The sequence below is a fragment of the Variovorax sp. 01T432 genome (assembly GCF_056398605.1).
The window spans coordinates 1-5,336 of sequence record NZ_JBFTPS010000106.1 but is presented as its reverse complement, the minus strand read 5'-3'; the positions used below and the strand labels follow the sequence as shown (position 1 = coordinate 5,336).

4 protein-coding genes and 1 pseudogene are annotated in these 5,336 nt (G+C 61.3%); 2 read left to right on the top strand and 3 right to left on the bottom strand.

Translation table 11 applies throughout. The features are described 5' to 3' along the window. The first annotated feature begins 396 nt into the window (after positions 1–396). Positions 397–1,998: a sensor domain-containing diguanylate cyclase gene (locus AC1DNF_RS35180; protein WP_478153509.1), complete on the top strand. Its 1,602-nt coding sequence runs from the start codon at positions 397–399 to the stop codon at positions 1,996–1,998. 557 nt (positions 1,999–2,555) lie between these two features. On the opposite strand, the pseudogene AC1DNF_RS35175 reads toward AC1DNF_RS35180, so the two are convergent. Next, a pseudogene (locus AC1DNF_RS35175) lies at positions 2,556–2,969 on the bottom strand (DNA polymerase ligase N-terminal domain-containing protein); the annotation flags it as partial. A gap of 120 nt (positions 2,970–3,089) precedes the next feature. Further along, positions 3,090–4,493 carry a HipA domain-containing protein gene (locus AC1DNF_RS35170; protein ID WP_478153507.1) on the bottom strand — a complete coding sequence of 468 codons (1,404 nt, stop codon included), beginning with the start codon at positions 4,491–4,493 and terminating at the stop codon, positions 3,090–3,092. Positions 4,494–4,643: 150 nt separating this feature from the next. Between AC1DNF_RS35170 and AC1DNF_RS35165 the strand changes: the two genes are divergently transcribed. Further along, a complete protein-coding gene (locus AC1DNF_RS35165) occupies positions 4,644–4,829 on the top strand; it encodes a DUF3606 domain-containing protein (RefSeq protein ID WP_478153505.1) in 186 nt (61 codons plus the stop codon). Positions 4,830–4,932: 103 nt separating this feature from the next. Here AC1DNF_RS35165 and AC1DNF_RS35160 read toward each other — a convergent pair whose 3' ends face one another. Then, positions 4,933–5,181: a hypothetical protein gene (locus AC1DNF_RS35160; protein ID WP_478153504.1), complete on the bottom strand. Its 249-nt coding sequence runs from the start codon at positions 5,179–5,181 to the stop codon at positions 4,933–4,935. Between the last annotated feature and the right edge of the window lie 155 nt (positions 5,182–5,336).

The following is a 5,336-nucleotide window of genomic DNA, read 5'->3' as shown; positions in this document are numbered from 1 at the left end:
CGCACGAGTCCGGTCAGCTCTGCCCGTTCCCCGTCCGTCAGCACAATCTCGATGGCAACTCGCACGATCAAACCCCGTTTCCGCCCGTAGTAGAGCATTGGAAGCGAGGCAATCATTTAAGTTCCCTCAAGAATGCAACACTACACTAGAGAGCGAGGCATCCATACCATCTTCGCGCTGCACCCGGACGAGCAGCGCATGAGTTGCTACGGCGGTGGTCAGATCATCCAGACGGCCAAGCACGTACCACCAAGCCTGGAGCCCGTTTCACAGGAAGCTCCTCGATGACTCCGAGCTTCCAGCGGACGCCCGGTGAAGGCCACCGCGTCAATTTGCATGGACCCGATATAACAAAATTCCGTTGGAACCGGAAAAGGTTCCTATCAATTATCAGTGATGTATGTCAATGTGCTGGAGTCAGCAAAACTCCAGACACCACATATATATTCTTGCAGTAATCATTTAGTGTTCAAACGCCCGTCCATCACTTTTCGAACTATCGCTTTTGTGGCGATCGTCTGCTGCTGTCTCATTCTTATTGATGGCTGGAGCAGCTGGAGAGCACGGTCCGTTCAACTGCAGGTAATGGGCTCTGCCGCGTCAAACCTCGCGCGCGCGATGGCTGAACACGCCGACCATACGATCAAGGAAGCCGATACGGCGTTGCTCGGCATCGTAGAACGTACGGAAAATGATGGAATTGGCGCGGTCGCCATAGAGCGCTTGCAAGGATTCTTGGAAATTCAGGCGAATGAACTGCCGCAACTCAACGGTCTATTTATCTACAACGAAGATGGCGATTGGATTGCGAATTCAAAGAGAGAGTTGACAAGGAATCTAAATAACGGAGATCGGGAATATTTCGTTTTCCACCGTACCCATGCAGACCGGGGGCCACACGTCGGCACTCCAGTAATTAGTCGATCGAGTGGAAAATGGATCATCCCGGTTTCACGGCGCATCAATCATGCGGACGGAAGTTTTGCGGGCGTTGCCTTGGCAACGATTGAGATCGATTTCTTGATGACGTTCTACGATAGTCTGGACATCGGAGAAGCAGGTGCTGTCGCCCTGGTTTCGGACAGCGGGACCATGATGGCCCGTCGCCCAAACTATCCAAGCACTGTCGGTAAGAATATGCTGACTACCCAGCTTTTCCGTGCTTACTCATCGGAAGGGCCAGTCGGCACGGCTTACATCACGTCAGCGCAGGATGGCGTCACGCGATTGAACAGCTTTCGACAGCTTCCGCACTATCCCTTGTTCGTGGCCGCTGCCTTGTCCAAGGATGAAATCCTGGCCGCCTGGTTGCAGGGTATGTTGTGGCATTCGGGTGGCGTTATCTGTTTTGTGGTGGTGATTGCCCTCGTTGGAGCGCGGCTGAGCAAGCAGATCGACCTTCGAACGAAAGCTGAGGCGGAGGTGGTACGTGCGCGGGATGCGCTGGAGAGCCTAAACAAGACATTACAGACGCTCGCCATGCAAGATGGGCTCACCGGGTTGGCGAACCGTCGGCAATTCGACGCCACGCTTGGCGACGAATTCAGTCGGGCCATGCGCAATGCGAGTACCCTGGCCCTGATCTTGATGGACGTGGACTGCTTTAAGCAATACAACGATATTTACGGTCATGCTGCCGGCGACGAGTGTCTACGGACGATCAGTCGCACGATCGCGGAGTTGACCCCGCGTCGCCCCGGGGATCTTGCGGCGCGCTATGGGGGTGAGGAATTGGTGGTGTTGTTGCCGGATACGGATGTGGCTGGCGCTGTTGTCGTCGCGGAAAAGATTCGCAATGCAATTCGAAGTTTAGGAATCGCGCATATCGGGAACGCGGGCGGCTTTGTCACTTTGAGTGCCGGCGTCGAGGCGCTCATCCCGATCCGCGGCTCGGATGAGCCGGCAGAACTCATTCAGGCGGCTGACAAGGCCTTGTATACGGCCAAGGCAGGTGGGCGCAACCGTGTGTGCGTCAATACCGCGAGCGAGCTGGTATGAGCGATCAAGGAGAGTTGAAATGCACGTGATATTGCTAGGCGGTCCAGACCACGGAAAGAGGCTGGAACTGCCGCCTGACCAGGCTTCGGTTGAGGTACCCAACTTGAGCGATGGATCCAAGAATCGTTACTCGTGTCAACCTTTGAGCCCAACGTCGCCGCGGCCTTTGATTTGGTACTTCTTTTATGACGGCCTGCCGGTGTGCGAGGTCGAGCGGCTGGGTCGCGAAGCAGGGCCGAACGCTTAAACATTCGATATGGTCCATTGAGGTTTCCCTTCGGCCGCGTAACCTGAAATTGCCTAGGTGCGTCGACAACGCGGTACCGCGGGAATAGCGCAAGCCTGACAAGCCGCGCTATTGCGCAGCCGTCAGGTCATGCAGAGCGCCGGGCACGCACCACCAAGCTTGGCGGATGTTCTCGTGGCACTCCTGATCTCGAACCCGCGCATCAGGATGCCGTCTCGGACCCACTCTTCGCGCATGAAGAGTCCGGCAACGGTGATCGGGCTGCGGCTTCTTGATGAGACCGCATGGCGGCTGAGCCTGCGGGCACCTATTTGCCCCGCAGCTTGTGGCCATAGAGCTCGAACTTGAGGTCGCCGTCCTTGAGACCCTTGCGCAGATCGCCGACAGGCACCCAGATGCCCTTGTCCCAGATCACGACCTTGCCGGCCCCGTACTGCTTCGGGGGAATCGTGCCCTCAAAGGCGTTGTAGCTGATCGGGTGGTCCTCGACGTGCACCGCCATGCGCTTGTCGGCGGTGTCGTAGCTCGGGCCCTTTGGAACGGCCCAGCTGAGCATCACGCCGTCGAACTCGAGGCGAAAGTCGTAGTGCAGCCTGCTCGCCCAGTGCTTCTGGATCACGAACTGCAGACCAGCTGCCGCTGATTCACCGCCCCCGGCCGGCTCGGGAGTGATCGCGAAGTTGCGCTTTGCCTTGTACTTTGCCAGCGGAGGAGCGGTTGCCATCCGCAAAATGTACGGCCAGTGACCAGCGTGTAGGCGAAGGACAACGTCCACGCAACGGGTCGATCAACCCCGCGCGCTCAGGCGGTCCGGGTTGCCCGGCGGGCTGCCGCGTGTCGATCCTCAGCGCGGTCGAGCGACACCGCTGGAAGTCCGGTCCTCGTCCTCTCGTGGGGGAAGCAGTGGCGACACGACCTCGAGGATGTGCTGGGCGTTGCTGGCGCTGATCTCGCGCATCGGCTCGGAAAGCCGCCGGTCCGCTGCGGCCGTGGTCCAGAAGGCCTGCGCTGCTTGAAAAGCCTGCTCCCATACGTCCGGCTTGGCTCCCAACGACTGAAACGACGGAGCGACAAGCCTCAGCGCCGGCTCGATGCCCCCGCCGACGGGCGCATACATCATCGGGAGGATGTCATAGGCCGGAGACACCTCGAGGGGACGCCCGACTTCGTCGGTCATCAGAGAGAGATTCTCAAAGTGGCGGTCCCCGTTCCCGATCAGCTCCGAGAAGGCCGTCAGGACGAGGACTTGCCGCACGGAGCCGGGCCCGAGCATGCCCGCCTGTTCGCAGCGCTGCGCGAACGCAGGCCAGTTGTCTCGCTGGCCGAACAGCTCATCGTCGATCGCGCCTGCCGAAATCATTCCCCGGCGCCCGAAGCGCCCGATGCGATCAAAGCGCTCGACCTCAAGGAAGCCGTAGCCGTTCAGCTCGACATACCGCGTCGGCGCGGACTGAATGCCGGCTTCGTCCAGCGCTCGCAGCGCCAGTTCCTCTAGGACGAGCATCTCGGACGATCTGCTCCCGGCACGCGCGAATTTCACGATCAGGTGCCCACGGGCTTCGGTCTCGCACGTGAACTTCGGCTGCTCGCCGCCGGCGCTGCTGCCCGCGGCGGTCTGGGTGGTCGCATTTGCGAGATCGAGATAGGCGCGGGGAACGTCGGCGGTGGCGATGGGCGCGATTTGCCGGGAGGCCATGTGCGCCGCGAAGGAATCGGCCCCCCACATCAGCGAGCCCGCCACGTCTGAACCAACCGAACACAAAAACTTCACCCGGTGATCGCCAGACCAATCGCGAAGGGACGACGGCACGCCGATCTCGGTGGCCACGACCTTTGCGATCCGCGCTCCCAGGTAGCCCGACGGCGCTGCGAATGCCATCGCAGGGGGCAGTCCTTCGTGAAAGCGGCTGGCCGGCCCGCCCAGGTCAACCCAGGTCCCACCTCCGCGGATGAAGCTGACGGCGCCGACCTCCGTGACGCGGCCGTCCTCGCCCACCCGAAAGATGGGCTGAGGCGACGGAACAGGTTCGCTCCTGACCAACGCGTAGCGGGGCGTTCGGACCCCGGGCTCGCGGAAACGGATGGCCTCGCCGCCGAAGATTTGAATAGTTCGCGAGAAAGTCGCTTGACTTACCTGCAAGCGCGCAAGTAGATCGTCGACGGGGAGAGGCCCCTGCGCCAGCGCATGACGAAGGAGGGTGACGCGGTCAGGTTCGCCGGGCCCGGAAGATCGTGATGCGGCGTTCATTGAATCGACCATTGAATAGTTCACGTCATTTTAACCCAGCCGTCTCGGAGCCGTCACAGGCGCCGCTGTCCTGCATCCGCCAGAGCCGGCGTCCGCCACGCTGGTTGGGGTCACGAACAGCATCCGTCGAGGCGCCAAAGGAGGCCAACGATGCCAGACGACACGACCAACCGAGGCGCACAGGAGCGCGCCCGCGTCAACATCAACGAGGTCCACGACGTCCGCTACTGGACACATGCGCTCGGCGTGTCGGAGGAGAAGCTGCGCGAAGCCGTGGCCGCCGTTGGCGTCAGTGCCGAGGCGGTGCGCCGGCACCTTGGCAAGCCTCAGAAGTAGACGCTGAGGCCGGCCTTCGGGCGATTCGACCAGGGACATGCCGCGCACCGGGTGCGACGCGCCGGGAGCTACAGGGGCCCCAGCCGCCCCCGGCCGCCCAACGTCATTGCCTGGCGGTGTCGTCCCCCGCGGCTTCCTCGGTTTGTGCCGCATCGGTTCCGATGTCCGGCGTTCCCGGGAAGCCGGACTTCTTGTTCGCCTCGCGTCCCATTCGGCTCCCCTCACTCGGCGGGTCCTGCCCGATGGCGCGGCTCTGCTCAATGTTTCGACCGGAGGCCGCTCCTCGGTCGCCAAGCCTTGCTTCATGATCTTCGGCGGGCGGTATGGCGGTCGGGGGTTTGATTTCAGTCATGGCGAGCTTGTATGGATGCCTCCCGGCGATAGGTAGTTACCCGCGTCGTGTCGTGAAGAAGTCGGCTGCTGCCTTGTATCCGGCCTGTTGTGTGGGTGCTGAGTTGCCCCGTTTGCCCACTGGCCCCGATGTAATCCGCTGACGAGCGCCTCATC